This window comes from Vandammella animalimorsus, from assembly GCF_002285265.1.
GTDB lineage: Bacteria > Pseudomonadota > Gammaproteobacteria > Burkholderiales > Burkholderiaceae_C > Lampropedia.
The window spans coordinates 195,684-220,904 of the sequence record NZ_NSJB01000001.1 but is presented as its reverse complement, the minus strand read 5'-3'; the positions used below and the strand labels follow the sequence as shown (position 1 = coordinate 220,904).

At 68.6% G+C, this 25,221-nt stretch carries 26 protein-coding genes; 13 read left to right on the top strand and 13 right to left on the bottom strand.

Features of this window, described 5'->3' with window-relative positions; translation table 11 throughout:
• Positions 1-4: 4 nt before the first annotated feature.
• From CK625_RS00905 to CK625_RS00885, 5 genes are all read right to left on the bottom strand, one after another.
• Positions 5-379 carry a hypothetical protein gene (locus tag CK625_RS00905; protein ID WP_095538390.1) on the bottom strand — a complete coding sequence of 125 codons (375 nt, stop codon included), beginning with the start codon at positions 377-379 and terminating at the stop codon, positions 5-7.
• A gap of 20 nt (positions 380-399) precedes the next feature.
• Complete coding sequence (locus tag CK625_RS00900) at positions 400-714, bottom strand: hypothetical protein (RefSeq protein ID WP_095538389.1); 315 nt, start codon at positions 712-714, stop codon at positions 400-402.
• Between the two features lie 136 nt (positions 715-850).
• Positions 851-1,651 carry an SDR family NAD(P)-dependent oxidoreductase gene (locus CK625_RS00895; protein ID WP_429001283.1) on the bottom strand — a complete coding sequence of 267 codons (801 nt, stop codon included), beginning with the start codon at positions 1,649-1,651 and terminating at the stop codon, positions 851-853.
• A gap of 4 nt (positions 1,652-1,655) precedes the next feature.
• Positions 1,656-3,170, bottom strand: coding sequence for a tripartite tricarboxylate transporter permease (locus CK625_RS00890; protein ID WP_095538387.1), 1,515 nt, complete (start codon positions 3,168-3,170; stop codon positions 1,656-1,658).
• 18 nt (positions 3,171-3,188) lie between these two features.
• Entirely contained in the window at positions 3,189-3,680 is a 492-nt protein-coding gene (locus CK625_RS00885) for a tripartite tricarboxylate transporter TctB family protein (protein WP_095538386.1), read from the bottom strand.
• Positions 3,681-4,259: 579 nt separating this feature from the next.
• Between CK625_RS00885 and CK625_RS00880 the strand changes: the two genes are divergently transcribed.
• Complete coding sequence (locus tag CK625_RS00880; protein ID WP_095539002.1) at positions 4,260-4,955, top strand: Bax inhibitor-1 family protein; 696 nt, start codon at positions 4,260-4,262, stop codon at positions 4,953-4,955.
• Between the two features lie 125 nt (positions 4,956-5,080).
• Here CK625_RS00880 and CK625_RS00875 read toward each other — a convergent pair whose 3' ends face one another.
• Complete coding sequence (locus CK625_RS00875; protein ID WP_095538385.1) at positions 5,081-5,599, bottom strand: FKBP-type peptidyl-prolyl cis-trans isomerase; 519 nt, start codon at positions 5,597-5,599, stop codon at positions 5,081-5,083.
• 92 nt (positions 5,600-5,691) lie between these two features.
• On the opposite strand from CK625_RS00875, the gene CK625_RS00870 reads away from it, so the two are divergent.
• Entirely contained in the window at positions 5,692-6,852 is a 1,161-nt protein-coding gene (locus CK625_RS00870; protein ID WP_095539001.1) for a JmjC domain-containing protein, read from the top strand.
• Between the two features lie 225 nt (positions 6,853-7,077).
• Positions 7,078-7,653: a hypothetical protein gene (locus CK625_RS00865; protein WP_095538384.1), complete on the top strand. Its 576-nt coding sequence runs from the start codon at positions 7,078-7,080 to the stop codon at positions 7,651-7,653.
• 427 nt (positions 7,654-8,080) lie between these two features.
• Here CK625_RS00865 and CK625_RS00860 read toward each other — a convergent pair whose 3' ends face one another.
• The 7 genes from CK625_RS00860 to greA all read right to left on the bottom strand — a co-directional run bounded on the left by CK625_RS00860 (position 8,081) and on the right by greA (position 13,673).
• On the bottom strand, positions 8,081-8,965 hold the full coding sequence (locus tag CK625_RS00860) for an MBL fold metallo-hydrolase (RefSeq protein ID WP_238945439.1): 885 nt from the start codon (positions 8,963-8,965) through the stop codon (positions 8,081-8,083).
• Between the two features lie 17 nt (positions 8,966-8,982).
• On the bottom strand, positions 8,983-10,122 hold the full coding sequence (bamC, locus tag CK625_RS00855; RefSeq protein ID WP_095538383.1) for an outer membrane protein assembly factor BamC: 1,140 nt from the start codon (positions 10,120-10,122) through the stop codon (positions 8,983-8,985).
• A gap of 70 nt (positions 10,123-10,192) precedes the next feature.
• Positions 10,193-11,095: a 4-hydroxy-tetrahydrodipicolinate synthase gene (gene dapA, locus CK625_RS00850; RefSeq protein ID WP_095538382.1), complete on the bottom strand. Its 903-nt coding sequence runs from the start codon at positions 11,093-11,095 to the stop codon at positions 10,193-10,195.
• 102 nt (positions 11,096-11,197) lie between these two features.
• Positions 11,198-11,329: a hypothetical protein gene (locus CK625_RS14200; protein WP_275250162.1), complete on the bottom strand. Its 132-nt coding sequence runs from the start codon at positions 11,327-11,329 to the stop codon at positions 11,198-11,200.
• A gap of 54 nt (positions 11,330-11,383) precedes the next feature.
• Positions 11,384-12,652, bottom strand: coding sequence for an MFS transporter (locus CK625_RS00845; protein ID WP_238945438.1), 1,269 nt, complete (start codon positions 12,650-12,652; stop codon positions 11,384-11,386).
• 56 nt (positions 12,653-12,708) lie between these two features.
• Entirely contained in the window at positions 12,709-13,155 is a 447-nt protein-coding gene (locus CK625_RS00840; protein ID WP_238945437.1) for a DUF4149 domain-containing protein, read from the bottom strand.
• Positions 13,156-13,193: 38 nt separating this feature from the next.
• Positions 13,194-13,673, bottom strand: a complete 480-nt coding sequence (gene greA / locus CK625_RS00835; protein ID WP_095538998.1) for a transcription elongation factor GreA — start codon at positions 13,671-13,673, stop codon at positions 13,194-13,196.
• 247 nt (positions 13,674-13,920) lie between these two features.
• Between greA and CK625_RS00830 the strand changes: the two genes are divergently transcribed.
• From CK625_RS00830 to CK625_RS00785, 10 genes are all read left to right on the top strand, one after another.
• Positions 13,921-15,729: an AMP-binding protein gene (locus tag CK625_RS00830; protein ID WP_172425048.1), complete on the top strand. Its 1,809-nt coding sequence runs from the start codon at positions 13,921-13,923 to the stop codon at positions 15,727-15,729.
• Between the two features lie 69 nt (positions 15,730-15,798).
• Entirely contained in the window at positions 15,799-17,391 is a 1,593-nt protein-coding gene (locus tag CK625_RS00825) for a TolC family protein (protein WP_095538379.1), read from the top strand.
• A gap of 86 nt (positions 17,392-17,477) precedes the next feature.
• The gene (locus CK625_RS00820; RefSeq protein ID WP_095538378.1) at positions 17,478-17,837 is read left to right on the top strand and encodes a hypothetical protein; all 360 of its coding nucleotides are present in this window, start codon (positions 17,478-17,480) and stop codon (positions 17,835-17,837) included.
• Positions 17,838-17,947: 110 nt separating this feature from the next.
• Positions 17,948-18,136 (top strand): Trm112 family protein, encoded by a 189-nt coding sequence (locus CK625_RS00815; protein ID WP_095538377.1) that lies wholly within the window; start codon positions 17,948-17,950, stop codon positions 18,134-18,136.
• Positions 18,133-18,963: a 3-deoxy-manno-octulosonate cytidylyltransferase gene (gene kdsB, locus CK625_RS00810; RefSeq protein WP_095538376.1), complete on the top strand. Its 831-nt coding sequence runs from the start codon at positions 18,133-18,135 to the stop codon at positions 18,961-18,963. The genes CK625_RS00815 and kdsB overlap by 4 nt, the downstream gene beginning before the upstream one ends.
• A 535-nt stretch (positions 18,964-19,498) precedes the next feature.
• A complete protein-coding gene (locus CK625_RS00805) occupies positions 19,499-21,163 on the top strand; it encodes a DEAD/DEAH box helicase (protein ID WP_095538375.1) in 1,665 nt (554 codons plus the stop codon).
• 280 nt (positions 21,164-21,443) lie between these two features.
• Complete coding sequence (locus tag CK625_RS00800; RefSeq protein WP_095538374.1) at positions 21,444-21,809, top strand: DUF3649 domain-containing protein; 366 nt, start codon at positions 21,444-21,446, stop codon at positions 21,807-21,809.
• Positions 21,806-23,524, top strand: coding sequence for a PepSY-associated TM helix domain-containing protein (locus CK625_RS00795; protein WP_095538373.1), 1,719 nt, complete (start codon positions 21,806-21,808; stop codon positions 23,522-23,524). Before CK625_RS00800 ends, CK625_RS00795 begins: the two co-directional genes overlap by 4 nt.
• Entirely contained in the window at positions 23,521-23,805 is a 285-nt protein-coding gene (locus CK625_RS00790) for a DUF3325 family protein (protein ID WP_095538372.1), read from the top strand. The genes CK625_RS00795 and CK625_RS00790 overlap by 4 nt, the downstream gene beginning before the upstream one ends.
• Before the next feature lie 69 nt (positions 23,806-23,874).
• The gene (locus CK625_RS00785; RefSeq protein WP_095538371.1) at positions 23,875-25,062 is read left to right on the top strand and encodes a YncE family protein; all 1,188 of its coding nucleotides are present in this window, start codon (positions 23,875-23,877) and stop codon (positions 25,060-25,062) included.
• Positions 25,063-25,221: the final 159 nt, after the last annotated feature.

The following is a 25,221-nucleotide window of genomic DNA, read 5'->3' as shown; positions in this document are numbered from 1 at the left end:
AGGCTCAGACCTGGGCAGCGCGTTGCGCAGCGGCAATCAGCGCCGCATTGATGGCGGCCGCTTTCGATGGGGCGCCACGATCGAGCAAGGTTTGCAAGGCCTGGGCAGCCTCGGCAGAGAGCAGGCCACCGGGAATGCGCATGCTGCCCGCCTGGAGTTTGCGTTGCTCGTATGCACCCTGATGCTTGCGTGCGGCCGCTTGCAGCTGTTCAGGGGTATGCACCTGGGCGAAATTGCCGCTGCGCGCATCCATCAATCCCTGGCGCAAGCCAGGGATGGGGTGGCCTGCATCGCGCTCGGCGGCGGCGACCAGCGCATCCACATCGAGATTTTTCAGCGCCTGCATGGCCACCTGCAAGCCGTCACGGTTTTGGCCCATGGTCACTCCTTGATTGAAAATCAAATGCCCGCTTTTTTCCGTTTGATGCCAATCTCAGCGGCCGAGAGGCTTTCACGCCCTGATTTGGCATAAATCGTCAACAGCACCACCACACCGCTTGCCAGCATCTCAAAATAGATGATGCGTGCGCCACCACTTTTGCCCTTGCCTTTGATGGCCCAGCGCACCTTGCGCATTCCGCCCGTGCCCACGACCAGATCGCCGGCCAGCGGATTTTGCGCAATCCAGACATTGAATTGCTCGCGCTCCTCGGCGGAGAGAATCTTCACGACGCGGGCTTGGTATTCGGCAGCTTCAATGACGGTGGGCAGCATGAGGCATTGTTGACATAACGCGCGTTACCGTCAAGGTCCGCTTCGATCTCGCTGCCCAGGTGTACCGATGCGCACCGGCGACGCATCGGGCGCGGCCAGCAGCGCCTCTTTGCAAAACGAATCGTGAAAGCGGCCTTCAGCCTGCGCCCTCTTCAGCCACCTCGCGGATGTCGGCAATGGGTTGCTGGCCGAAATCGGGGCGCTGCAGATAGGCCAGGATGCGGCGCGCCGTGTCCTCGGCGCTGCTGAGCTGGCCCTGGCTTTTCAGCGCAGCAAAGCGTGGCAGGTCGGGAAAGTCCTGCGCGGCGGCGCTGCGCAGGTGGGTTTGCATGTCCGTGTCGATCACGCCCGGGGCCAGGGCGCAGACCTGCGCGCCCTGCGGCGTGGCGGCCTCCTCCAGCGCCAGGCAGCGGGTGAAGTGGTCCAGCCCGGCCTTGGCGGCGCAGTATGGGGCCTGAGAGGCCATGGGGCGGCGCCCCAGGCCGGAGGAGATGTTGAGGATTTTGCGCGGCCCGGCCCAGCCCTGCGTGGCGGCCAGGAAGGCGGCGCTCAGCAGCATGGGCGCCTCCAGCCCGACGCGCAGCGCCTGCGCCATGGTCGCAGGCTGGCTGCGCCGCAGCGGCGCAATGGGCGGGATCACGCCGGCGTTGTTGATGAGCGTGGCCGCGCCAAAGGCCCGCGCTGGCTGGCTGCGCAGCCAATCGTGCAGGCGCTGCGCGGCCTGTTGCGGCTGGCCCAGGTCGATGGCCCATTGCTCCAGCCTGGCGCCGGCGCGCTGGGCCTGGGCAGCCAGGCTGGCATCGGGCTGGCGCGCCATGGTCAGCAGGGTCTGGCCGGGCTGCAGCAGTTGCCGCGCCATGGCCAGGCCCAGGCCGCGCGAGGCGCCGGTGAGGATCGTCAGCGCAGCGGCTTGGGCATTGGGCATGGCCTTCGGCATTGCATCAGTCCTCGACGAAGGCCTCCTCGCGCTTGCTGCGGATCGATGGCAGCAGCACGATGATCAGCAGCAGTGCGGCGGTGATCAGCAGGCCGGCGGAGATCGGGCGCGTGACCAGCACCGACCAGTCGCCGCGCGAGAGCAGCAGCGCGCGGCGCAGGTATTCCTCCATCATCGGCCCGAGGATGAAGCCCAGCAGCAGCGGCGCGGGCTCGACCGCGAGCTTGTGAAACAGGTAGCCGACGAAGCCGAAGATGCCCACCATCCAGATGTCGAACACGTTGTTGTTGGTGGTGTACACGCCCAGCGCGCAAAACAGCACGATGGAGGGGAACAGCCAGTTGTAGGGCACGGTCAGCAGCTTGATCCACACGCCGATCATCGGCAGATTCAGGATGATGAGCATGGCGTTGCCGATCCACATCGAGGCGATCAGGCCCCAGAACAGCTCGGGGTTGCTGGTCATGACCTCGGGGCCGGGCTGGATGTTGTGGATGGTCATGGCGCCCACCATCAGCGCCATCACGGCATTGGGCGGGATGCCCAGCGTCAGCAGCGGGATGAACGAGGCCTGCGAGCCAGCGTTGTTGGCCGATTCGGGCGCTGCCACGCCGCGGATGTTGCCCTGGCCGAAGGGCACCTCGCCGGGCTTGAGCTTGGTTTTCTTCTCCAGCGTGTAGGACGCGAAGGAGGACAGCAGCGCGCCGCCGCCGGGCAGAATGCCCAGCATGGAGCCCAACATGGTGCCGCGCAGAATGGCCGGCAGCATCAGCTTGAAGTCCTCTGCCGTGGGCATCAGGCCGCGCACCTTGGTGGTGATGATGTTGCGGCTCTCGGGCGGATGCGAGAGGTTGGCGATGATTTCGCCATAGCCGAACACGCCCATGGCGATGACCACGAAGTCGATGCCGTCGGTCAGCTCCGGGATGCCCAGCGAATAGCGCGCCACGCCGGAGTTGATGTCGGTGCCGATCATGCCCAGCAGCAGGCCCAGCACGATCATGGCAATGGCCTTGAGCAGCGAGCCCGAGGCCAGCACCACCGCGCCGATCAAGCCCAGCACCATCAGTGAGAAGTATTCGGCCGGGCCGAACATGAAGGCCACCTTGGTCAGCGGCACGGCAAAGGCCGCAATCCACAGCGTGCCAAAGCAGCCGGCGATGAACGAGCCGATGCCGGCGGCGGCCAGCGCCGGGCCGGCGCGGCCCTTCTTGGCCATCTGGTAGCCGTCGATCACGGTCACCACCGCGGCCGATTCACCGGGCAGGTTGACCAGGATGGCCGTGGTCGAGCCGCCGTACTGCGCGCCGTAGTAAATGCCCGCCAGCATGATCAGCGCCGAGACCGGCTCCAGCCCATAGGTGATGGGCAGCAGCATGGCAATCGTCGGCACCGGGCCCAGGCCGGGCAGCACGCCGATCAAGGTGCCCATCAGGCAGCCGATGAAGGCGTACAGCAGGTTCTGGGCGGTGAAGGCGACGCTGAAGCCCAGCGCCAGGTGGTCAATCATTTCAGTCATGCATGCACTCCCGCTGGCTCAACCGATGAAGCTGGGCCACACGGGCAGCACCAGCCCCAGGCCTTTGATGAATACGAAGTAGCTGCCCGCCGCCAGCACCGTCGCCAGGATCAGGCTGGTCTTGAAGGACGGCTGGTGCGCCGCGCGGCTGGCGATGATGGTCAGCACGTAGATCGCCACCATCAGCCCGAACGAGGGGATGCCCAGCTTGGGCAGGCCCACCAGGAAAATGCCGAACGCAAAGTTTGCCGCCAGCACGTAGAACAGCGGCTTCCAGGCCCAGCGCCCCACCGGGTCGCCATCGGGCGGGGCATTGCGGCGCAGCACGGCATTGAGCATGATCAGCGCCCCCAGGGCCGCGAGCAAAATGCCCAGCATCAGCGGGAAATAGCCTGGCCCCATGCGCGCGGCCGTGCCGATCGAGTAGGACTTGGCGCCCACTGCGAACGTCACGCCGATGATGGAAAACATCAGGCCCGAGAAAAAGTCTTTCTGGCTTTTGATCAGCACTCCAGATCTCCTAGGGAAGGTCTGCACGAATCCAGCGGCAAAGTGTGTATTTATTGCGCATCGGGATGGCCAGCGCGCCGTCCCGCAGGGGCCGGCACACTGAAACACACACTGTCGTGGTGAGTCGGGTCGCAATGGCCACATTGCGAGGGCGGTATTGTGCCTACTTCGGGCCCGCCTGAACTCCAGATCAGCCCCAATTTGTCACAATTGATCGAGCATTGGCGACAAACGCACAGGCAGCAGACCTCCATCCCTCCTGCCGGGCCAGACGCTTGACCAAGCTTTTGCCCAGACGATTGAGCAGCGCGATGAGGAAACAGGCGCGCCCCCCGCGCCCTGCCCGCTGGCCATTTCGGGCAAGTGCCCATCAAAACCGCCAAAAACAACGGCAATGCCTGCAAAAAGCATTCGATCTGCGGGGAAATGCCCCGCCTGGGCGCGCTGCGGCCAGGGCTGCCGCTAGAATCCGCCGCAATCTGCCCGCCCCATCCGCACATGGCCGCACACGCCCGTGTGGATGCGGATGGCCGCAGGCCACGTTCCACCCCCTTGCAGCTTGACAGAAAGGTCATCCGCATGAATCCCTCCTTCGACTCCTACAACGGCAGCGCCCACTACCAGGCCGCCACGCAACAGCGCAACCGCGTCATGCGCAACACCTACTGGCTGCTGGCGCTGTCGATGATCCCGACGGTGCTGGGTGCCTACGTCGGCCTGGCCACCAACATGACGGCCGCGCTCTCGGGCGGCCTGGGCGCGATCGTGTTCCTGGCCGGCGCGTTCGGCTTCATGTTCGCCATCGAGAAGACCAAGAACTCGGGCCTGGGCGTGGTGCTGCTGCTGGCCTTCACCTTCTTCATGGGCCTGATGCTCTCGCGCCTGCTGGGCGTGGTGCTGGGCATGGGCAATGGCTCGCAACTGGTGATGACCGCCTTTGCCGGCACCGCAGGCGTGTTCGCCACCATGGCCACCGTGGCCAGCACGACCAAGCGCAGCTTCGACGGCGCGGGCAAGTGGCTGTTCGTCGGCGCCATCGTGCTGCTGATCTCCGGCCTGCTGAACATCTTCGTGTTCCAGTCCACCGCGCTGTATGCCGCCACCTCCACCGTGGCCATCGTGCTGTTCAGCTTCTGGCTGCTGTACGACCTCAAGCGCATCGTCGATGGCGGCGAGGTCAACTACATCTCGGCCACGCTGTCGCTGTACCTGAGCCTCTACAACATCTTCCAGAGCCTGCTGGGCCTGCTGGGCATCTTCGGCGGCGAGGATTGATGCCTGCCAGCAAGAAATCCCGCTGAAACGACAATGCCAGCGCCCCGCAAGGGCCGCTGGCATTTTTTGCGCCACTGCCGCGCACAAAAACGTGCACGCCATCGCGCGGCAAGCCGTGCATGGAATCAGTGCAGCAAGGGCGGCTCCTGCGGGGCAATGCGAAAGAACCCCGTGCCGGCCGACTGCAGGCGCTGCTCATCGGCCGTGCTGGGCCGCACGCTGTGCACCTTCAGCGCCAACTGCAGCGCAATGCCCGCCAGCGGGTGGTTGCCATCGAGCACGACGTGCTCCGGGTACAGCTCGGTCACGGTCAACAGCGCATCGGCCGGGGCATCCGATTGCGCGCCCGGCGGCAAGGCGCTGCCTTCGAGCACCATGCCCTCCTCCAGCTCGGCCGGGAACAGCGCGCGCGCCTCCAGGTACACCAGGGCCTCGTCGTAGTCGCCAAAGGCGTGCTCGGGCTCCAGGTACAGATTCAGCGCCGCGCCGGCCCGCTGGCCCAGCAAGGCCTGTTCGATGCTGGGCAGCAAGTCCTGCCCGCCCACATAGAATTCGACCGGCTCGTGCAGCTCGTCGAGCATTTCGCCCAGGCTGTCCTTGAGCGTCCAGGTCAGCGCCACTACGGTGTTGTTCATGATTTCCATGGCGGGCGATTGTCGCAGCTTTGCCGCCCCCTGCCCGCCTGCCCGCCACTGCCAGGGCCTGTTCTCAAAGTCGCCCACAACCCATGTCCCCGATTGCTCTTGACACCCCCCTGCCCCTGCTCGGCGGCCTGACGCCGGCGCGCTTCATGCGCAGCCACTGGCAGCGCAAGCCACTGCTGATCCGCCAGGCCATCACCGCCTTCACGCCACCGGTCGATGCCCAGCGCCTGTTTGCCCTGGCCGCCAGCGAGGCCGTGCAGTCGCGCCTGATCACGCAGACCGCGCGCGGCTGGACGTTGCGCCACGGCCCCTTCAACCGCCGCCAGCTGCCGCCGCAGTCGCGCCCGGGCTGGACGCTGCTGGTGCAGGGCGTGGACCTGCACGACGCGCAGGCCCACGCGCTGCTGCAGCAATTTGCCTTCATCCCGCAGGCCCGGCTGGACGATCTGATGATCAGCTACGCCAGCGATGGCGGCGGCGTCGGCCCCCATTTCGACAGCTACGACGTCTTTTTGCTGCAGGCCCAGGGGCGGCGGCGCTGGCGCATCGGCAAGCAAAAGGACTTGCGCCTGCAGCAAGGCGTGCCGCTGCGCCTGCTGGAGCATTTCGAGGCCGAGCAGGAATGGCTGCTCGAACCGGGCGACATGCTGTATTTGCCGCCGCGCTACGCCCACGACGGCATTGCCGAAGGCCCAGGCTGCATGACCTACTCGATCGGCTTTCGCTCGCCAGGCCGCCGCGAGCTGGCCGCCACCTTGCTCGAACGCCTGGCCGAACCCGACTGGGACGAGGACACGCCCGCCAGCAGCAACGCCCACGCCGCCGTGCTCTACCGCGATGCAGGGCAACCAGCCACGGCCCAGCCCGGCGCCATTCCGCCGGCCATGCAGCAATTCGCCCGCGACGCCATGCTGCGGCGCCTGCAGCAGCCCCACGCCATCGAGCAATTGCTGGGTGAATACCTCAGCGAGCCGCACCCCAGCGTGGTCTTCGAAGGCGACGACGCCCCGCTGCCGCCCGCCCCGGGCCAGGCCGGCATCGCCCTCGGGCGCAAAACCCGCATGCTCTACGACGAGCGCTTTCTCTACATCAACGGCGAGAGCTGGCGCATCGGTGGGCGCGACGCCGCGCTGCTGCGCCAACTGGCCGATACCCGCTGGCTGGCACAGGCCCAGTTCCAGCGCCTCAGCCCCGGCGCCCAGGGCGTGCTGCAGGAATGGGCCGAACAGGGCTGGCTGTTCTTCATGCCTTGAGCGCCCCAAGCGCCTGCGCTCAACGTCGTCATCAATGGCGCACGGCCCAGGTCCTGGATGGGCCGCAAGGCGCTAATTTGCAGGCGCAGCACACCGCCCAGGCATGGGGATGAGCGGGGGATGAGCGGGGGATGAGCGCGGCGCAAGGGTTTTGAGCACAGGCCTCAGGCCCTGGGCGATACTTGCCCCCAAGCGCAGCAGCGCGCAGAAAGAGGGGAGCAAGCCATGCAGCACGAGCAACACCACCACGCAGCAGCGCCAGCCCAGGCCGCCAACGCCAACACCGATGCCGATGTCGCCACCCCAGCCAGCGCCCCACACACCGAGCGCTACGCCATCAGCGGCATCGCGCAATGGCAGCAAACGTTGGAGAAGCTCCTGCGCACGGCCGAGCAGCAAGCCTGCGCGCGCATCGTCTGCTGCAGCCCCGACTTCTGCGGCTGGCCGCTGTCCAGCGCCCCGCTGCTCGATGCACTGCAGGACTGGCTGCGCCCACAGCGCCAGCTGATCCTGATCGCCAACCAATTCGACACGCTGATGCGCCAACAACCGCGCTTCGTGGCCTGGCGCACCCGCTGGGACAACGTCGTGCAAGGGCGCAAAGTGGCGCGCCAGTTCACGCGCGAAACCCCCAGCTTCGCGCTGGCCGGCAGGCAAAGCATCTGGCTGAGCAACCCCGACTTCTTCACCGGCATCTACGGCAACGACCCCGCCCTGGCCCAGCAAGTGGGCGAGCAGGCCCAGGAATGGCTGGAAAACCGCAGCAGCATCGGCTTTGCCAGCAGGACTTTGGGGCTATAGGGCCCGTTGAGATTCAGTATCGCGGCAGTGTTTTCGCTCAAAACTCCACAACTGCCGCGTTGAAAACGCTTGCAAGGCGTGAACACCTTGCAAGCGTTTTCGCCTTGCATCTGCGGTTTTTGCCTCGAAAAACCGCTTCGCCAACCCAATCTCATCCCCTCAAGAAGAAAGCCTGCACGAACCGCTGCGCCGCACGCAACTGCCAATACGGGGGGCCTGCTTCATCTGCCAAGCCTCGCGACACCGCCTGATACCGCTGCAACTCGGGCCTCGCTTTCCATTTCGCCCCGCAGCGCACACTTTGTCGCTGACTCAATGTCTCTGAGCAACGGCAGCGCCAATACTGGCCCCTGTATTGCCTTGCTCCGCATCGACTCACACCCCATGCCGAGCTGATGACTCGGGCGCATGTGGTCAGTGCCAGTACTCAAGCCTGCGCACCGGCAAGCTCGGCATGGATGCTGGCGACTTCTGCCTGCTGCGCGCAGCCTGCGTCCAGCTCGATCCAATCGCAGCCCTGCTCCTGGGTGGCGATGTGCAGGGCCACCGGGTGTGCGCCCACGGCCTGGCGCATCCATTGCAACGTGCGCTGCGGGCAGTTGTTCTGCTGGCTCAGGTGGCCTGCGACGACGTGGCGCAGGCCAGCGTGCAGCACCTGGGCCAGCAGCTGCGCGGCGGCGGCGTTGGAGAGGTGGCCGCGCGGCCCGGCGATGCGGCGCTTGAGAAAGGGCGGGTAGCGCGATTGCTGCAGCAGCTCTGGCTCGTGGTTGAACTCCAGCAGCAGGGCCTGGCAATGCGCCGCGTGGGCCAGTGCATGGGGCGTGACGTGGCCCAGGTCGGTCAGCAGGGCCAGGCGCGCCTGGCCCTGGCGGATGCACAGCTGCAGCGGCTCGCGCGCATCGTGCGGCACGGTAAAGGGCGTGGCCTGCATGGCGCCCCAGGCAATGGGCTGGCCATCGCAGGCCACGCGCCACAGGCCGCCGGCATCGGGGCAGCCCGCGCCCTGCCAGGTGCCGTAACTCGACCAGATCGGTATGCCCAGGCTGCGCGCCAGCTCGAAGCTGGGGCCGACGTGGTCGGAGTGTTCGTGGGTGACGAAGATGGCCTGGAGGTCGCGCAGCTGCAGGCCGTTGCTTTGCAGGCGGGCGGCGAGCTGGCGCTGCGTCAGGCCGCAGTCGATCAGCACGGTCATGGGCGCGCCCTGGCCATCGCAACCTTGCACCAGCGTGGCGTTGGCGGCGCTGCCGCTGGCCAGGCTGCGAAAGCGCAGCGGCCGGCGCGGGCTGGGCAATGGCGATGGCGATGGCGACAAGGCTGGCGCCGACAAGGTCAACGCAGGTCTTCGTGCAGCAATTGCAGGATGCGCCCGGCCTCGGCCGCGACCACGGCGGCGCCGGCCTCGCTTTGCACGATGGCGTGCGAGCGCTGGCCCTGGCCTTGCACCAGGATGCGGTAGCGCACAGGCGCCGGGGCGCTGGACGATTGCCCCAGCATGCGGCCGAAGAAGCCGGGCTTGTCGCGCCGCGCCTCGGGCGAGATGTAGCGCACGAAGTACAGGCCCTGGGAGCGGTCGCGGTCTTCGACGGTGAAGCCGGTGCGGTCCAGCGCCGCGCCAACGCGGCGCCAGGCGCGCTCGAAGTCGTCTTGCAGCTGCAGGGCCGGCACGCCGCCGAGCTCGACCAGGGCAGCGCCGCCGGCGCTGCCTGTGGCCGCTGCGCCTTCTTGCTGGCTTTGCTGGGCGATGGCCTGCGATTGCTCCTCGCTCACGCCCAGCTGCACCATCAGGCGGCGCAGGAATTCGGTCTCCAGCTCTGGATCGGAGGGGCGCGGCTGCCACATGGTGCGCTCTTGCGAACGGTCGGTGAATTCCTCGACCATGCCGCGGTGCGTGATGTAGATGTCCGTGCCGCCGTCATCGCGGCGCTCCATGCGGGTGCGGAATTTGTCGCGCTCGCCGGTCGAGTACAGCGAGTCCAGCACCTTGCCCAGGGTGTTGCGGATGAAGTCCTGCGGCAGCTTGGCGCGGTTTTCGGCCCAGTCGGTTTCCATGATGCCCAGCGCCGGCTGGTCCATGGTCAGCACGAAGCCGTTGTCCACCCAGAACTGGCGCACCGGCTCCCACAGCGCATCGGGCGTGCGCGGCACGCTCAGCCAGCGCACATTGCCGTCGCGGTGGATGCGCACGTCGGCCACGCTGTCGCCGGCGACGCGCTCGCCCTGCCCCTGGCGCACCTGGGAGGCCAGCAGCGCATTGGCCGATACAGGGCCGCCAGGCACGGCGTAGCGCGTGTCGGTGGACAGCTGGGTCAAATCCGGCGGCACTTCCAGCGAAGTGCCGCGCTTGGCGCTCTTGTAGTCGATCTTGTCGCCCTGCAGCGAGGAGCAGGCCGACAGCAGCAAGGCCGCGGCGGCCAGACTGAGCGAGGCGGCCTGCAGAGGCCGGGAGGACGAAGCGGTCGGACGGGTCATGCGAGTCATGCCAGCAATGGGTTCAGGAAAGGGAAGAGGCGACAGCATCGCCGCGCCACACGGGGGCCACTCAAAGCAACTGCGCGGCGCGCAGCGCCTCTTGCACGGCAGGCTGCAGGGCCTGGCTCAGCTCGGTCATGGGCAGGCGCAGCGTCGGGCCGCACAGGCCCAGGCGGTGCATGGCCCATTTGACGGGAATGGGGTTGGCCTCCAGGAACAGCGCCTTGTGCAGCGGCAGCAGCTGGCGCTGCAGCGCATTGGCCTGCTGCACGTCGCCGGCCAGCGCGGCCTTGCACAGGCGGCTCATCAGCGCAGGGGCGACGTTGGCCGTCACGCTGATGTTGCCGTGGCCGCCGCACAGCATCAGCGCCACGGCGGTGAGGTCGTCGCCTGAGAACACGGCAAAGCCCTCGGGCACGTCGCGGATCAGCCATTGCGCCCGAGCCAGATCGCCGGTGGCCTCCTTGATGCCGACGATGCTGGGGATTTGCGCCAGGCGCAGCACGGTCTCGTGCTGCAAATCGGCCACCGAGCGCCCAGGCACGTTGTAGAGGAACATGGGCAGCTCGGGCGTGGCCTCGGCGATGGCGCGGAAATGCTGGTACTGCCCCTCTTGCGTAGGCTTGTTGTAGTAGGGCACGACCTGCAGCTGGCTGTGCGCGCCGACTTGCTGGGCATAGCGCGCCAGCGAAATGGCCTCGGCCGTGGAGTTGGCGCCGCAGCCGGCCATGATGGGCACGCGCCCGGCCGCATGCTCGACCGCTACGCGGATGACTTCGTGGTGCTCATCGAAGGTCAGCGTCGGCGACTCGCCCGTGGTGCCGACCACGCCGATGCAGTCCGTGCCCTGCTCGATGTGCCAATCGATCAGCTTGCGCAGGCCAGGGTAATCGACGCTGCCATCCTCGTTCAGAGGCGTGATCAGGGCCACGATGCTGCCCGTCAAGAGCACGGATGGGGAAGAAGAAGCCATAGGTCAATTGCTTGTTGGGGGGCGCGCAAAAAAACAAAGCGCGATTCTAGAGCGTGATGGGCGCCGCCCCCTGCATGGGCCAGCGTCTGCGTAACGACCTGTTCAGAAACAGGCCCACAACTGCTCGGCCAGATACACCATCAGCCCGGGGCGGGCATACAGCCAGAACGCCAGGGCCAGCAATGCGGCCAGGCCCGCCAGGGCCAGCAAGTGGGAAAGCCGGGGTTTGCGCATGGCTTTGCTGCGAAGGTTTCAAAAATCTTGACGGGGGCGGCCGGGCCCGGGGCATCACGCCCCTGCTGGGGCCGCTTGCAAAGGGCGCGCTACAGGGCGCTCATCGACGGCCAAGTTGATCAGCCCGGCGACGACGCCCAGGGCGATGGCAATATACCAAACGATGTCGTAGCTGCCGGTGCGGTCGTACAGGTAACCGCCCAGCCACACGCCCATGAAGCTGCCGACCTGATGGCTGAAGAACACCACGCCGCCGAGCATGGACAGGTGGCGCACGCCGAAGATCTGCGCCACCGTGGCGTTCGTGGGCGGCACCGTCGAGAGCCACAGCAGCCCCATGACGGCCGAGAACAGATAGACGCTGGCGCTGCTCAGCGGCGCGAGCAAAAACACGCTGATGACCACCGAGCGCGCGAAATAAATGAAGGCCAGGATGCGCCGCCTGGGCATGCTCTGCCCCAGCCAGCCCGAGAGGTAGGAGCCAAAGACGTTGAACAGCCCGATCAGCGCCAGCGAATACGTGGCCACATGCACCGGCATGGACAAGTCCTTCAGGTAGCTGGGCATGTGCACGCCGATGAACACCACCTGAAAGCCGCAGACGAAATACCCCAGCGTCAGCAACTGGAAGCTGCGCAGCGACAGCGCCTCGCGCAGGGCCTGGGCCACGGTTTGCGGCTCGCCCAGGGCGATGGGCGCGGCCGGCTGGGCTGGCCTGCGGCGGCCAAAGCCCGGCTCGCGCAGGCCCAGGGCCAGCGGCGCGATCGCCAGCACGGCCACGGCCAGCACCAGCAGCGCCTGCTGCCAGCCCAGTTGCGTGATCAGCCAGCCCTCCAGCGGCAGCATCAGAAACTGGCCGAAGGAGCCGGCCGCGGCCGTCACCCCCATGGCCCAGGAGCGCTTTTCCATCGGGATCTGCCGCCCGATGACGCCATACACCACGGCGTAGGTGGTGCAGGCCTGCGCCAGGCCCAGCAACATGCCGGCAAACAGCGCAAACATCCAGGGGCTGCTGGCATAGGCCATGCCCAGCAACCCGGCCGCGTAGCACACGGCGCCGGCCAGCAGCACGCGCAAGGCGCCCAGGCGGTCGGCCGCCATGCCGATGAAGATGCCGAAAAAACCCCAGGCCAGGTTCTGGATCGCCAGGGCGTTGGAGAAATCCTGCCGCAGCCAGCCCATGTCCGTGACGATGGGCAGCTGCCACAGGCCAAAGCCGTGGCGCACGCCCATGGACAGGGTCACCACCAGCGCGCCGCACAGCAGCACCTGCTGCATGGGCAAACGGGCCGCAGAGGAAGGTGAATTCAGGTTCGATGGCATGGCGCAGCGGCTTTGGTTTCCATCCAGTGCTTTCATCCTGCAAAGAGGCCGGCGCCTCAGCGGCGCCCGCCCAGGCGCCACAGCAGCACGGCCGCGCACAGCCATTGCAGCGCGTACAAGGCCGTGGCCAGGTTGTGCCACAGCGCCAGGTTCTCGCGCGCGAGAATGCGCGGCGCGATGCCGAACTCCACCAGCAGCGCCAGCACCACCCCGGCCAGGGCCCAGCCCGTCCAGGCCAGCGGCACGGGCGCTGCAGCGCCCGCTGCCGCGCCGTCGCCAGCGCGCGCGGGCTTGAGCAGAAACACCAGCAGCATGCCGCAGGCCACCGACAGCCAGGTCATGGCCGTGAACAGCTTGGCCGCCACCTGCCCGGCCTGGGCCGTGGGCAGGCTCATAAACAACAGCGGCACGCTGAGAAAGCCCACCACCGACAGCCCGCCCCACCACAGGGCGGCGGCCATCACCGGCAGGCGCTGCAGCAGCGCGTAGCGCAATGTGGGCATGGGACTCCTCCTTGAAGCAATGTGGCCGGGCCGCTCATTCACTGATAGTGCACGGCGACGATTTCGTAGCTTTTCTCGCCGCCCGGGGCATTGACCACGGCCACTTCGCCCTCGGACTTGCCGATCAGCGCGCGGGCGATGGGGCTGGAGACATTGAGCAGGCCCTGCTTGATGTCGGCCTCGTCCTCGCCCACGATCTGGTAGCGCACGCGCTCGCCGCTGTCCTCGTCCTCCAGCTCGACGGTGGCGCCAAACACCACGCGCCCGCCAGCATCCAGCGCGCTGGGGTCGATGACCTGGGCGGCGGCCAGCTTGCCTTCAATGTCCTTGATGCGCCCCTCGATGAAGCCCTGGCGGTCCTTGGCGGCGTCGTACTCGGCGTTCTCGCTCAGGTCGCCCTGGGCGCGCGCCTCGGCAATGGCGTTGATGACCGCCGGGCGGTCCACCGTCTTGAGCTGGTGCAGCTCCGCCTTGAGCAGCTCCGCGCCGCGCTTGGTGATGGGAAGGGTCGTCGTCATTGGGCAGTTCTCTTTCCAAAAAAATGCACCGCCGGATGTTGCCATCCAGCGGTGTCGTATTCCATCGCAAAAAAATGCGCCCACTCTCTGTGCTTTGGGCGGTGGCGGCGATTGTAACGGCTTGGCTGGGGGCCGGGCGCAAGCCGCAGCCAGGGCCAATGGGCGACAGCGCGCCGGAGCGCGGCGCGCAACTGCCGCAGGATTCACCCGCACAATCGCCCCTTTGCTTGAAATAGAAGGAGACCCCATGTCCACCCCAGCCCCCGCCACCATCTACGACGCCCTGCAAGACGTTGCCCAGCGCATGCCCGAGCGCCCGGCGCTGACCTTCGTGCGCGACGGCAGCGCGCAGGAGCAGGCGCGCGTCGTGTCCTACCGCGAGTTGCTCGCCGGCATCACCCGGGCGGCCAATCTGTTCGTGCAATGCGGCGGGGTGGGCGTTGGCGTGGCCTATCTGCTGCCTTCGGTGGTGGAGACGCACTTCGTGCTCTGGGGCGCAGAGACCGCCGGCTACGCCGTGCCGCTCAACCCCTTTCTGACCGAGGCGCAGATCGAGGAGCTGGTGCGCGGCAGCGGCGCGCGCATTCTGGTCACCGTCGGCTCTCTGGCGCCCGATGTCTGGCAGAAAAGCCTGCACGTGCAGCGCCGCATCCCCGGCCTGCAACTGCTGTGCCTGGGCCCGGCCGGCCCGCTGGACGAGGCCGCCGAGGGCGCGGCCATCCAGGACCTGGGCGCGGCGCTGGCGCAGCAGCCCAGCGAGCAGCTGCAGTTCAGCCCCGTGGCCGATGCCCGGCAGCCCATCGCCTACTTCCACACCGGCGGCACCACCGGCCTGCCCAAGCTGGTGGCCCACACCCACGCCAACCAGCTCAGCGCCGCGCGCGGCGGCGCCGAGCTGCTGGACGTGCGCCCGCAGGACTGCATCACCAACGGCATGCCGCTGTTTCACGTCGGCGGCAGCATCGCCTGTAGCCTGGCCTTCTTCCTGCGCGGCGCCAACGTGCTGATGCTCTCGCCGCTGGGCTTTCGCAACCCGGCCATGGTGCAGAACATCTGGCGCATGGTCGAGCGCTACCAGGTCACGGTGCTGGGGGCCGTGCCCACGGCCCTGGCCTCGGTGCTGGCCGTGCCCGTCGATGCCCGCATCGACTCGCTGCGCTGCGGCCTCACCGGCGCGGCGCTGTGCCCGGCGGCGGTCTCGCAGCGCTTTGCGCAAGTCACCGGCAAGCCCATCTACGAACTGCTGGGCATGACCGAGACCGGCGGCGTCACCGCCTCGGACGACGCCCGCGTGCCGCCCACGGCCGGCTCCGTGGGCCGCGCCATCGCCGGCAGCCAGATCCGGGTGCGCCAGCGCCTGGCCGACGGCCGCCTGGGCGCAGACTGCGCGCCCGGCGAAGTGGGCGTGCTGTTCGTCACCGGGCCCAACGTCTCGCCCGGCTACCGCGACCCCGAGCAGAACGCCGGCGTGTTCGAGGAAGGCGGGCTCAACACCGGCGACCTGGCCTACCTGGACGCGCAGGGCCGGCTGTTCATCGCCGGGCGCAGCAAGGACTTGATCATCCGCAGCGGCCACAACATCGACCCGGCCATGATCGAGCAGGCCTTCACCAGCCACCCGGCGGTGGAAGCGGCCGCCGCCGTCGGCCAGCCCGACCGCTACGCCGGCGAGCTGCCGGTGGTCTTCCTGGTGCTGCGCGAGCCGCAGACCGACCTGGCCGCCTTGCAGGCATACGCCCAGCAGCACATTGCCGAGCGCCCGGCCTGGCCCAAGGCCCTGTACGTGCTCGACGCCCTGCCCGTCACAGCCGTGGGCAAGCCCTACAAGCCCGCGCTGCGCGCCGAGGCTGCCGTGCGCCTGCTGGAGCCAGCGCTGCGCCAGCTCAGCGGCGATGCCCAGTTGCAGGTGCAGGCCAGCGAAGGCGGCAAGCGCGGCCTGGACGTGCGGGTGCGCCTGAGCCAGCCCTCGCCGCAAGCGCAGCAGGCCATCCGCGAAGAGCTTGACGGCTACGCCTTCGCCTGGACGCTGGACGAGGGCTGGGCTGGGCTGGCCTGAGGGCTGAGGGCGACGCATGCAGCGTGTACGATGCCGCACCCAATGCCCGCCCTTTTTGACCGCATGCGTATGCCCTCACCCCTCCCCCTTCTTCACCGCCGACAGCCGCGCTGGCTGCTCGCCCGCGCCCTGGCCGCGGCGCTGCTGAGCGCTGCCCCCAGCCTACAGGCCCAAAGCCTGCTGGAGATGGTGCAACAGGCCAGCGGCTACGACGCCCAATGGCGCGCCGCGCTGGCGCACAAGCAGGCCGCCGAGCGCCGCAGCGACCAGGCCCGCGCCGCGCTGCTGCCCCAGGTCGGCGTGGGCGCGGAGCTGGCGCGCAGCCACACCCGGGTGCAGCCTTTGGGCCTGCGCCATGACGGCACGACCCGCACCGTCGCGCTGCAGGCCGCCCAGCCCCTGTACCGCCCGGCCGACCGGCTGACGCTGGCGCAAAGCAAGCTGGCCATCGAAGACGCAGCCCACCAGCTCGACGCCAGCGCGCAAGACCTGATCGTGCGCGTCGCCCAAGCCTATTTCGACGTGCTGGCCGCGCAAGACACCCTGGCCGTGGTGCGCGCGCAAAAAGCCGCCGTGCAAGAGCAGCTCGCCGCCGCGCAGCGCAACTTCGACGTGGGCAACGCCACCATCACCGACACCCGCGAGGCCCAGGCCCGCTTCGACCTGATCCGCGCCCAGGAAATCGCCGCCGAGAACAGCCTGCAAGTGCGCCGCCTGGCGCTGGACCAGACCGTGGGCCTGCACGGCACGCGCCCCTGGCCGCTGAAACTGCCGGCCCATCTGCTGGCCGCGCTCTCCCCCACCGGCAACGCGGCCAGCCACACGCCCGATGGCAAAGCCAGCAGCGAAGCCGGCCTTGAACCCGGCGCTGCCACTGCCTCCGACCAGCCTGACAAGGCCATGCCGGCCGCCGGCCTGCAAGACTGGGTGGCCCGCGCCGAGCAACACCAGCCGCAAATCCGCCGCGCGCAGCTGGCGCTGCAGCAGGCCCGGCTGGAGACCGACAAGGCCAAGACCGGCCACCTGCCCACCGTCAACCTCAGCGCGCGCCTGGCCCAGGTGCACAACCCCAACGGCACGCCAGCGGCCCCCCACCCCGGCACGCGCAACCAGCAGGCCAGCATTGGCGTGGCGCTGAACATGCCGCTGTTTGCCGGCTTTGCCGTGCAAAACCGCGTCAAGGAAACCCTGGCGCTGCAAGAACAGGCCCGCGCCCAGCTCGACCAGGCCCAGCGCCAGACCGTGCAGGCCACGCGCGAGGCCTTCTTCGGCCTGCAATCGGGCCTGAGCCAGGTGCAGGCGCTGCAGGCGGCCGAGGCCTCCAGCCTCAGCGCCCTGGAGGCCAACCAACTGGGCTACCAGGTTGGCGTGCGCATCAACATCGACGTGCTCAACGCCCAGAGCCAGCTCTACCAGACCCGGCGCGAGCTGGCCCAGGCGCGCTACGGCGTGCTGATGGCGCAGCTGCGCCTGGCCCAGGCCAGCGGCACCCTGGGGCTGGATGCCGTGCGCCGCATCAACGCCCTGCTCGCGCCCCCGGCAGATGTGCCCCGGGCAGATGCGCCCGCTGCAGCCCCCCGGCCCGCAGGCAACGCCCGCACGGATGCCAGCGACAAAACCCCGCCCGCCGCCGCGCCGCGCGGCGCGGCTGTTGCGCCCTGAAACACTTGCCTGGGCACAGCGCCCCGGGCGCTGGCGGCGGCGCATTACCATTGCGCTTCGTTCATCCCGTCACGAAAGGAGATCGCATGTCCCTGATCCGCACCTTGGCCTCGGCCTGCTCCATCAGCGCCTGCCTGTTGCTCGCCAGCGCACCGGCCCACGTGGCCGCCCAGTCCGCAGGCATCGCCGTCTGCGACGACGGCAGCCAGGATCGCCAGGCCTGCCGCCGCGAATTCGGCGCTGCCCGCCAGAAAGCGCCGCAAGACCCGAACGAGGATTTCAGCAACAACGCCCTGCAGCGCTGCATGGCCCACAAAGATCTGGATGCCCGCCAAGCCTGTGAAGAGCGCGTGCGCGGTCAGCATGCCGAGCACCAGGGCAGCGTGCTCGGCGGCGGTATGCTGTATGAGCACCGCGCCACGCGCGTTGGCCCGGCGCAGCAGTAAGCGCCTGTTCTTGGAAGCAGTTCCAAGAACCTGTTCAAAGGCACGCCCGCAAGGGCGTGCCTTGCATTTCGCCCCGCCGTCCCCGACCCCATCCCGTCCCCGAAACCCGCATGGATTCCAAACTTCTCGAACTGCTGGTCTGCCCCGTCACCAAAGGCCCGCTGCGCCTGGATCGCGAGCGCAACGAACTGATCTCACGCAGCGCGCGCCTGGCCTACCCCATCCGCGACGGCATCCCCATCCTGCTGGAAAACGAAGCCCGCCCGCTCAGCGATGACGAGCTGGCCGCAGCCGCATGAACAGCATCCCCGCCGCACCGCGCCCGGCCACAGCGGCCTTCACCGTGTTGATCCCGGCGCGCATGGCCAGCAACCGCCTGCCCGACAAGCCGCTGGCCGACATCGGCGGCCTGCCCATGGTGGTGCGCGTGGCTCTGCAGGCCAGGCAAAGCCAGGCCCAGGCCGTGATCGTCGCCGCCGATGACCCGCGCATCGCCCAGGCCTGCGCCGCGCACGGCATCGACTGCCTGCCCACCCGCCGCGACCACGCCAGCGGCAGCGACCGCCTGGCCGAGGCCGTGCAGGCCCTGCAACTGCCCGATGAGGCGCTGGTCGTCAACGTGCAAGGCGACGAGCCCTTCATCCCGCCCGCGCTGATCGACGCCGTGGCCCAGACCCTGGCCCAGGCTGGCGCGGACGCCGTGATGGGCACGGCCGCGCACGCCATCGACAACGTGCAGGACTTTCTCAACCCCAACGTCGTCAAGCTGGTGCTGGACGCGCGCGGACGCGCGCAGTATTTCAGCCGCGCGCCCATCCCGCACTGCCGCGACGCCCGGCAGGCCCACTGGTGGGCCGATGCCGCCGAGCCCCACAGCCCCGCCACGCAGCTGCATGCGCCGCTGCGCCACATCGGCATCTACAGCTACCGCGCCGGGTTTCTCAAGGCCTTCCCGCAGCTGCCCCCGGCCCCCACGGAACAGACCGAGGCGCTGGAGCAGCTGCGCGTGCTCTGGCACGGCCACGCCATTGCCGTACACCTGGCCGAGCAGGCCCCGCCCCCCGGCGTGGATACCCCGCAAGACCTGGAGCGCGCCCGGCGCCACGCCGCAACCCAAGAACACTGAGACGCTGTTCAAAATCCCGGCGCAGCCAGCGAATAACCCTGCACGGCCCTGGGCCGTATCGCCAGCCCGCCGAGCCAAGGCCTGCCAGCGCGCATAATGCACGGCTTCGCCTGGCGCGCTCAGCCGATCACCAATCACCGATCGCGCCAGGCCATCGCATCTTTCTATCTCGGAACCTGTTCCAGATCTCGGCGCAAGCAGAGATCTGGAACAGCTTCTACTGGGTTGGCACCGCAGCGGCAGCGCACACACTGCCGCCTGCCCTGCACTTTTGCACTTCTTGCACCGGCCGCCTGCGCGCAGCCTGCAAGCCCGCCAGAAACAGCCCCCTGACCTGCCCCGCCGCCTGTTTGTGCAGCCCCGTGCTGCCTGCCATGGATGGACGTGGCAGCGTCTGCGCCGTCGGATGGAGAGGTTTTTTCACCCCATCCGCGTGTCTGGCACCTGTTTGAACAGGTGCAAAACCCCGCAAGCCCATACTGGGCCGCGGTGCGCACCGGCTGTTGACTCCTGCCCTTTCAGGGCCGCCCAACCCATGCCCTCTTCTCATTCCTTTTCCAGCGCCTCTGCGCAGCCCACGGCCCACGCCGCCCCCACGCCCGCCCCTGCCGCAGACGGCACCAACCCCTTTGCCCTGCTGGGCCTGGACGAGGCGCTGGTACAGGCCGCCGCCCAGATGGGCTACGCCAGCCCCACGCCCGTGCAGCAGCGCGCCATCCCGCTGGCGCTGCCGCGCGCGCCGCAGGCCGGCAGCCCCTTCACCGATCTGATGGTCTCCAGCCAGACCGGCAGCGGCAAGACTGCGGCCTTCTTACTGCCGGTGCTGCACACCCTGATCCAGGCCCACGCCGCACGCAAGGCCGCCGCCCAGGCCGCCTTCGATGCGCAAGTTGCCCAAGCTCTGGCCCAGGGCCTGCCGCCGCCCAAAAAGCCCAAACGCAAAAACCCGCTGCAGCGCCGCTTCGAGCCCGTGCACCCCGGCGCGCTGGTGCTGTGCCCCACGCGCGAGCTGGCCATGCAGGTGGCGCGCGAAGCCATTGCGCTGCTGCAGTTCTGCCGCGGCGTGCGCATCGCCAGCGTCATCGGCGGCCTGCCCTACCCCAAGCAAATCGCCCAGTTGCAAAACGCCGATCTGGTCGTGGCCACGCCAGGGCGCCTGCTGGACTTGCAGCGCAGCGGCCAGCTGCTGCTCGATCGGGTGCAGTTCCTGGTCGTCGATGAGGCCGACCGCATGCTCGACCTGGGCTTTGCCGAAGACCTCGAAGCCATCCACCGCCTGACCGAGCAGCGCCAGCAGACCATGATGTTCAGCGCCACCTTCGCGCCGCGCATCCAGCAGCTGGGCATGCGCGTCATGCACGACGGCGGCCAGCACGTGCAGCGCCTGGAAATCGCCACCGCGCAGCAAAAGCACGTCAACATCGCGCAAAAGCTCTTCTGGGCCGACGACGATGCGCACAAGCGCGCCTTGCTCGACACCTGGCTGCGCGACCCGCAGATCGAGCAGGCCATCGTCTTTGCCAGCACCCAGCTCGAATGCGATGCGCTGGCCCAGGACCTGCAGCAGGCCGGCTTCAGCGCCGTGGCGCTGCACGGCGCGCTGCACCAGGGCCTGCGCAACCGCCGCCTGGCGGCGCTGCGCGAGGGGCGCGTGCAAATCCTCGTGGCCACCGACGTGGCCGCGCGCGGCATCGACGTGCCCGGCATCAGCCACGTCTTCAACTACGGCCTGCCCATGAAGGCCGAGGACTACACGCACCGCATCGGCCGCACCGGCCGCGCCGGCCGCAACGGCCTGGCCATCAGCTTCGCGCAATGGCGCGACCGCCGCCGCATCCACGACATCGAGCAGTTCACGCGCCAGCCATTTGCCGTCGATACCCTGCCCGGGCTGGAGCCCAGCCAGCGCTTTCCGGCCTGGAACGCCGCCCCGCAAGGCCGCGGCAAGCCCGGCGGCAAAGGCGGCGCCCCTGGCCGCAGCGCACGCAATGCCCGCCCGCCCCGCCCCGGCAGCAAGGCCGCGGCCGGCAACGGCTGGGCTGGCCGCAGCGGCAAGCCCCGCGCGCACGGCCACGGCCATGCCAGCGCCCAGGCCGCCCCAGCCCCGCGCTACCGCAGCGAACGCAGCGGCGCGCACCACGGCACGGGCAGCGCCAAAACCAGCCAGCGCCACGGCGCCAAAATGCGGCAACGCGGCTGAAGCCCAGCCCCAGCACACAAGCCACCGGCCTGAATGGCCGGTTTTTCTTTGCGCTCTTGGGGGCTGCTCTTGGGGGCTGTGATGTTTTCAGCCATCAATGTGAATCAGTCTTGTTTGCAGTTTTGTTGTCTACAATGGCGACCCCATGCCCTGCGCCGCCCCGCCCTTGACCGGGGCGGCTTTTTGACAGCCTGTTCAGGCCTGCCCCCCCGAGGGGTGCGGCTTGCACAGGTTGTGAAGCTGCGCAGACCCTGCCCCTTCTTGCCCCCCTTCCCGCTCGATGCCCCATCGCGCAACCGCCACGCCCGCGCCCGGTCTGCCTGCCCCGGTCCCGCAGCACGCCCGCTGGGCCGCACAGGCATTGGCCTGGTGGCGGCGCTGGGCTGGGCTGGTGGCGCGCGTCATCGCGGCCATCGCCGGCGGCTATGCGCTGGCGGCGCTGGCATCCGTGGCGGCAGTGGCGCTGCCCATGCCCAAGGCCGAAGGCGTCATGACGGGCATGCTGCTGAGCTTTCTGGTCTATGCCTGCGCCGTGGTCTGGGTGTTTGCCGCGCGCTCGGCGCTGCGCGCCTGGGCCGGGCTGATAGCGGCAGCCCTGCCGCTGCTGGCGCTGGCCTGGCAGGTGTGGCAAGGGGCGCAGGCATGAGCGCACCCGCCGCCGCACGGCCTGCCCCGCCGCGCGGGCTGCGGCAAAGCATGGCCGATTTGCACACCTGGGCCGGGCTGCTGGTGGGCTGGGTGCTGTATGCCATGTTCCTCACCGGCACGGTGAGTTACTTCCGCGAGGAGATTTCGCTGTACCTGCGCCCCGAGCTGCAAGCGCCCGGGGTGGCCGGTGCCGATGCTGCGCCCGAGCCGGGCCAGACGGCGCAGCAGGTGCTCGATGCCGTGCTGGCGCGCGCGCCGGGCACGCAGCAAATTGGCATCACCCTGCCCACGGCGCGCAACCCCGGCGCCTCGGCCTATTGGATGCCCGCAGGCGGCCAGCGCGGCGACTGGGGCCATGCGGTGTTCGATGCCCATGGCCAATCGCAGTCTCTGCGCCAGACCGAAGGTGGCGACTTCTTCTACGGCTTTCACTTCAACCTGCATTACCTGCCCATTGTCTGGGGGCGCTGGATTGCGGGCTTTTGCGCCATGTGCATGCTGGTGGCCATCGTCAGCGGCGTCATCACGCACAAGAAAGTCTTTGCCGATTTCTTCACCTTCCGCTGGGGCAAGGGCCAGCGCAGCTGGCTGGATGCGCACAACGGCCTGTCGGTGCTGGGCCTGCCCTTTCATTTCATGATCACCTACAGCGGCCTGGTGATGCTGATGGCGCTGTACATGCCCTGGGGCGAGCAGCTGGCGCTGAACGCGCAGGAGCGCGCCCAGGCCATGCAGAGCGTCAGCGCCTGGCGCCCGCCCGCGCCGCCGCAGCCCGACGCCGCCGCTGTGCCCACGGTGCCGCTGGCGCCGCTGGTGGCCCAGGCGCAGCGGCACTGGGCTGGGCAAGGCGATGGCCAGGGTGACAGCCAGCATGACGATCAAGCCCGCTATCTGGTGGGGCAAGTGCTGGTGAACAACCCCGGCCAGGCCGACGCCCGCGTCATCGTCTCGCGCAGCGCAGCCGGGCGCATCTCCGATCAGCCGCGCTATCTGGTGTTCGACGGCCGCAATGGCCGCCTGCTGGAAAGCCACGACAGCGCCGCCCCGGCCGCGCAAACGCGCGGCGTGCTCTACGGCCTGCACATGGGCCGCTTTGCCGATGGCACGCTGCGCTGGCTGTATTTCCTCACCAGCCTGGCGGGCACGGCCATGGTCGGCAGCGGGCTGGTGCTGTGGACCGTCAAGCGCCGCACGCGCCTGGCCGATCCGGCGCGGCCGCACATCGGCTTTGCCCTGGTCGAGCGGCTGAACATCGCCGCCATTGCCGGGCTGAGCGTGGCCATGGCCGGCTTTTTCTGGCTCAACCGCCTGCTGCCGCTGGGGCTGGAGCAGCGCGCGCAATGGGAGATCCACGGCTTTTTCATCGCCTGGGCGCTGGCGCTGCTCTACGCCTGCCTGCGCCCGGCCAAGCGCGCCTGGGTCGAGCTGCTGGCCCTGGCGGCCGCGCTGCTGGCGCTCTTGCCCCTGCTCAGCGCCCTGACCACCGAGCGCCATCTGCTGCGCAGCCTGATGCAGGCCGATTGGGTTTTTGCCGGCTTCGAGCTGGCGCTGCTGGCCTTCGCTGCATTGCACGCCCATTTGGCCTGGCGCACGGCGCGCCACCAGCCCCGGGCCGCGGCGCGCAAGCCGGCGCGCCGCCAGCCCGGCCAGGCCACCGCCAACGCCGCCGCCCATGCCAGCGCCAGCGCCGCGGCCCGGAGCGCCCAGGCATGAGCCATGCGCCGGTTTTCCTCACCTGCCTGCTGGCCTTTGCCTGCCTGGCGCTGGCCATGCCGCGCCACCAGCCCGATGCGCTGGGCCGCGAGTTGCCCGCCAGCGCCAGCCGCGCCTTGCGCAGCGGCGGCTGGCTGGCCCTGCTGGCCGCACTGGCGCTGGCCGTGCGCGGCATGGGCTGGGGCCTGGGCCTGGTGGGCTATGGCGGCCATACCAGCCTGGCGGCCGGGCTGGTCTTCATCGGCTTGCTGGCGCGGCAACGCCAGCGCGCGCGGCGCTGAAGGGGCCGGCGCACACGACTTTTCCCCTCCGTTCTCGTTTTTCTCCCCTCTCTCTTGTAAAGGAAGCTTATGAACACCCTGCCACACCGTTTGCTCAGCACCGCCGCAGCCGCGGCCCTGGCCGCCATCCTGGCCGGCTGCGCCCACCAGGCCCAGGCCCCCGATGCCGCCAAGCCCGGCCAGCCCACCCAGGCCGGCGCGCAGGCCCAGCCCCAGGTGGTGCGCCAGGCCATCGCCCCGGGCCTGTACGAGCTGGCCTACTCGCCCAAATTCAATGCCGTGTTCGTCAACTCCTCGGGCGGCTTTGGCAAGGATGCGCCGGCCTCGCGCCTGCTGCGCCTGGATCCGCAAAGCCTGGCCGTGCTGGGCGAAATCCCGCTGCAGCGCCGCGGCTTCGGCATGGCGCTGGACGAAGACGCTGGCCGCCTCTACATCGGCAACACCATCGACTCCTCCGTCACCGTCATCGACATCGCCAGCGGCAAAACCTTGGGCGTGGTGCAGCTGGCCAAGAAAGTCCAGGCCCCAGGCCGCGACGGCAAGATGCAAGAGCGCTATGAGCACCGCTTCCGCCAGCTCGTGCTGGACAAGGCCAATGGCCGCTTGTTCATGCCCGGCATGGACTCCAAGAACAGCGCCCTGTACGTTGTCGATACGCGCGCGCTGAAGGTGGAAAAAGTCATCCCCGGCATGGGCTTTACCGCCACCGGCATTGCGTTGGATGAGGCTGCGGGCAAGGTCTATGTCTCCAACCAGCAGGGCCAGCTCTTCACCGTTGATGCGCGCACGCTCAAGCTGGAGAAAAAGCACGAGATCGCCCTGGATCAGCCGCTGAACCTGGCCTTCGACGCGAAAAGCAAGCGCCTGTTTGCCGTCGATCAGGGCCTGGACGCCTTCAACCAATCGCGCGAGCGCGCCGGCCTCAAGGACTACGTCTCGCGCGGCCGGGGCGATCGCATCGTCGCACTGGACCCCAAGAACGGCTCGCTGCTGGCCAGCCAGCCCACCAAGGGCAAAGGCCCCGTCACCTTGCTGGCCGACGCCGAGCGCGGCCGCCTGTGGGTCACCACCCGCGAAGGCGCCAGCGTGGAAGTGTTCCATCTGAAAACCTTCCAGCCGCTGCAGCGTTTTGACCTGCCCTCGCACCCCAACAGCCTGTCGCTGGACGCGCAAACCGGCGCTGTGTACGCCACCGTCAAGAACGGCAAGAACGACGCCAAGGGCAGCAACGAAAGCGTGGTGCGCCTGAGCTTCTAAGAGCCTGTGCAAAGCCGCCAGCAGCCCAGGCTCTCTGCCTGGGCCTGGCTGCAGGGCGCACAACACCGGCGCGCGCAAGGCTGGCCCTGCGCGCGCCGGCTTGCGTTTGGCCCGCGCGTTGTCAGCAGGGCGTTGTCAGCAGGCGTTGTGGCGGCAGGG

Bases quoted from the DNA above. Each gene is read 5' to 3' on its own strand.
- CK625_RS00820 (WP_095538378.1), top strand. From the start codon at position 17,478: ATGTCCCTGATCCGCACCTTGGCCTCGGCCTGCTCCATCAGCGCCTGC.
- bamC (WP_095538383.1), bottom strand. From the start codon at position 10,122: ATGACCCGTCCGACCGCTTCGTCCTCCCGGCCTCTGCAGGCCGCCTCG.
- CK625_RS00905 (WP_095538390.1), bottom strand. From the start codon at position 379: ATGGGCCAAAACCGTGACGGCTTGCAGGTGGCCATGCAGGCGCTGAAA.
- CK625_RS00865 (WP_095538384.1), top strand. From the start codon at position 7,078: ATGCAGCACGAGCAACACCACCACGCAGCAGCGCCAGCCCAGGCCGCC.
- CK625_RS00825 (WP_095538379.1), top strand. From the start codon at position 15,799: ATGCCCTCACCCCTCCCCCTTCTTCACCGCCGACAGCCGCGCTGGCTG.
- CK625_RS00875 (WP_095538385.1), bottom strand. From the start codon at position 5,599: ATGGAAATCATGAACAACACCGTAGTGGCGCTGACCTGGACGCTCAAG.
- greA (WP_095538998.1), bottom strand. From the start codon at position 13,673: ATGACGACGACCCTTCCCATCACCAAGCGCGGCGCGGAGCTGCTCAAG.
- CK625_RS00815 (WP_095538377.1), top strand. From the start codon at position 17,948: ATGGATTCCAAACTTCTCGAACTGCTGGTCTGCCCCGTCACCAAAGGC.
- CK625_RS00895 (WP_429001283.1), bottom strand. From the start codon at position 1,651: ATGCCGAAGGCCATGCCCAATGCCCAAGCCGCTGCGCTGACGATCCTC.
- CK625_RS00845 (WP_238945438.1), bottom strand. From the start codon at position 12,652: ATGCCATCGAACCTGAATTCACCTTCCTCTGCGGCCCGTTTGCCCATG.
- CK625_RS00830 (WP_172425048.1), top strand. From the start codon at position 13,921: ATGTCCACCCCAGCCCCCGCCACCATCTACGACGCCCTGCAAGACGTT.
- CK625_RS00785 (WP_095538371.1), top strand. From the start codon at position 23,875: ATGAACACCCTGCCACACCGTTTGCTCAGCACCGCCGCAGCCGCGGCC.
- CK625_RS00800 (WP_095538374.1), top strand. From the start codon at position 21,444: ATGCCCCATCGCGCAACCGCCACGCCCGCGCCCGGTCTGCCTGCCCCG.
- dapA (WP_095538382.1), bottom strand. From the start codon at position 11,095: ATGGCTTCTTCTTCCCCATCCGTGCTCTTGACGGGCAGCATCGTGGCC.
- CK625_RS00790 (WP_095538372.1), top strand. From the start codon at position 23,521: ATGAGCCATGCGCCGGTTTTCCTCACCTGCCTGCTGGCCTTTGCCTGC.
- CK625_RS00880 (WP_095539002.1), top strand. From the start codon at position 4,260: ATGAATCCCTCCTTCGACTCCTACAACGGCAGCGCCCACTACCAGGCC.
- CK625_RS00900 (WP_095538389.1), bottom strand. From the start codon at position 714: ATGCTGCCCACCGTCATTGAAGCTGCCGAATACCAAGCCCGCGTCGTG.
- CK625_RS14200 (WP_275250162.1), bottom strand. From the start codon at position 11,329: ATGCGCAAACCCCGGCTTTCCCACTTGCTGGCCCTGGCGGGCCTGGCC.
- CK625_RS00840 (WP_238945437.1), bottom strand. From the start codon at position 13,155: ATGCCCACATTGCGCTACGCGCTGCTGCAGCGCCTGCCGGTGATGGCC.
- CK625_RS00890 (WP_095538387.1), bottom strand. From the start codon at position 3,170: ATGACTGAAATGATTGACCACCTGGCGCTGGGCTTCAGCGTCGCCTTC.
- CK625_RS00795 (WP_095538373.1), top strand. From the start codon at position 21,806: ATGAGCGCACCCGCCGCCGCACGGCCTGCCCCGCCGCGCGGGCTGCGG.
- kdsB (WP_095538376.1), top strand. From the start codon at position 18,133: ATGAACAGCATCCCCGCCGCACCGCGCCCGGCCACAGCGGCCTTCACC.
- CK625_RS00805 (WP_095538375.1), top strand. From the start codon at position 19,499: ATGCCCTCTTCTCATTCCTTTTCCAGCGCCTCTGCGCAGCCCACGGCC.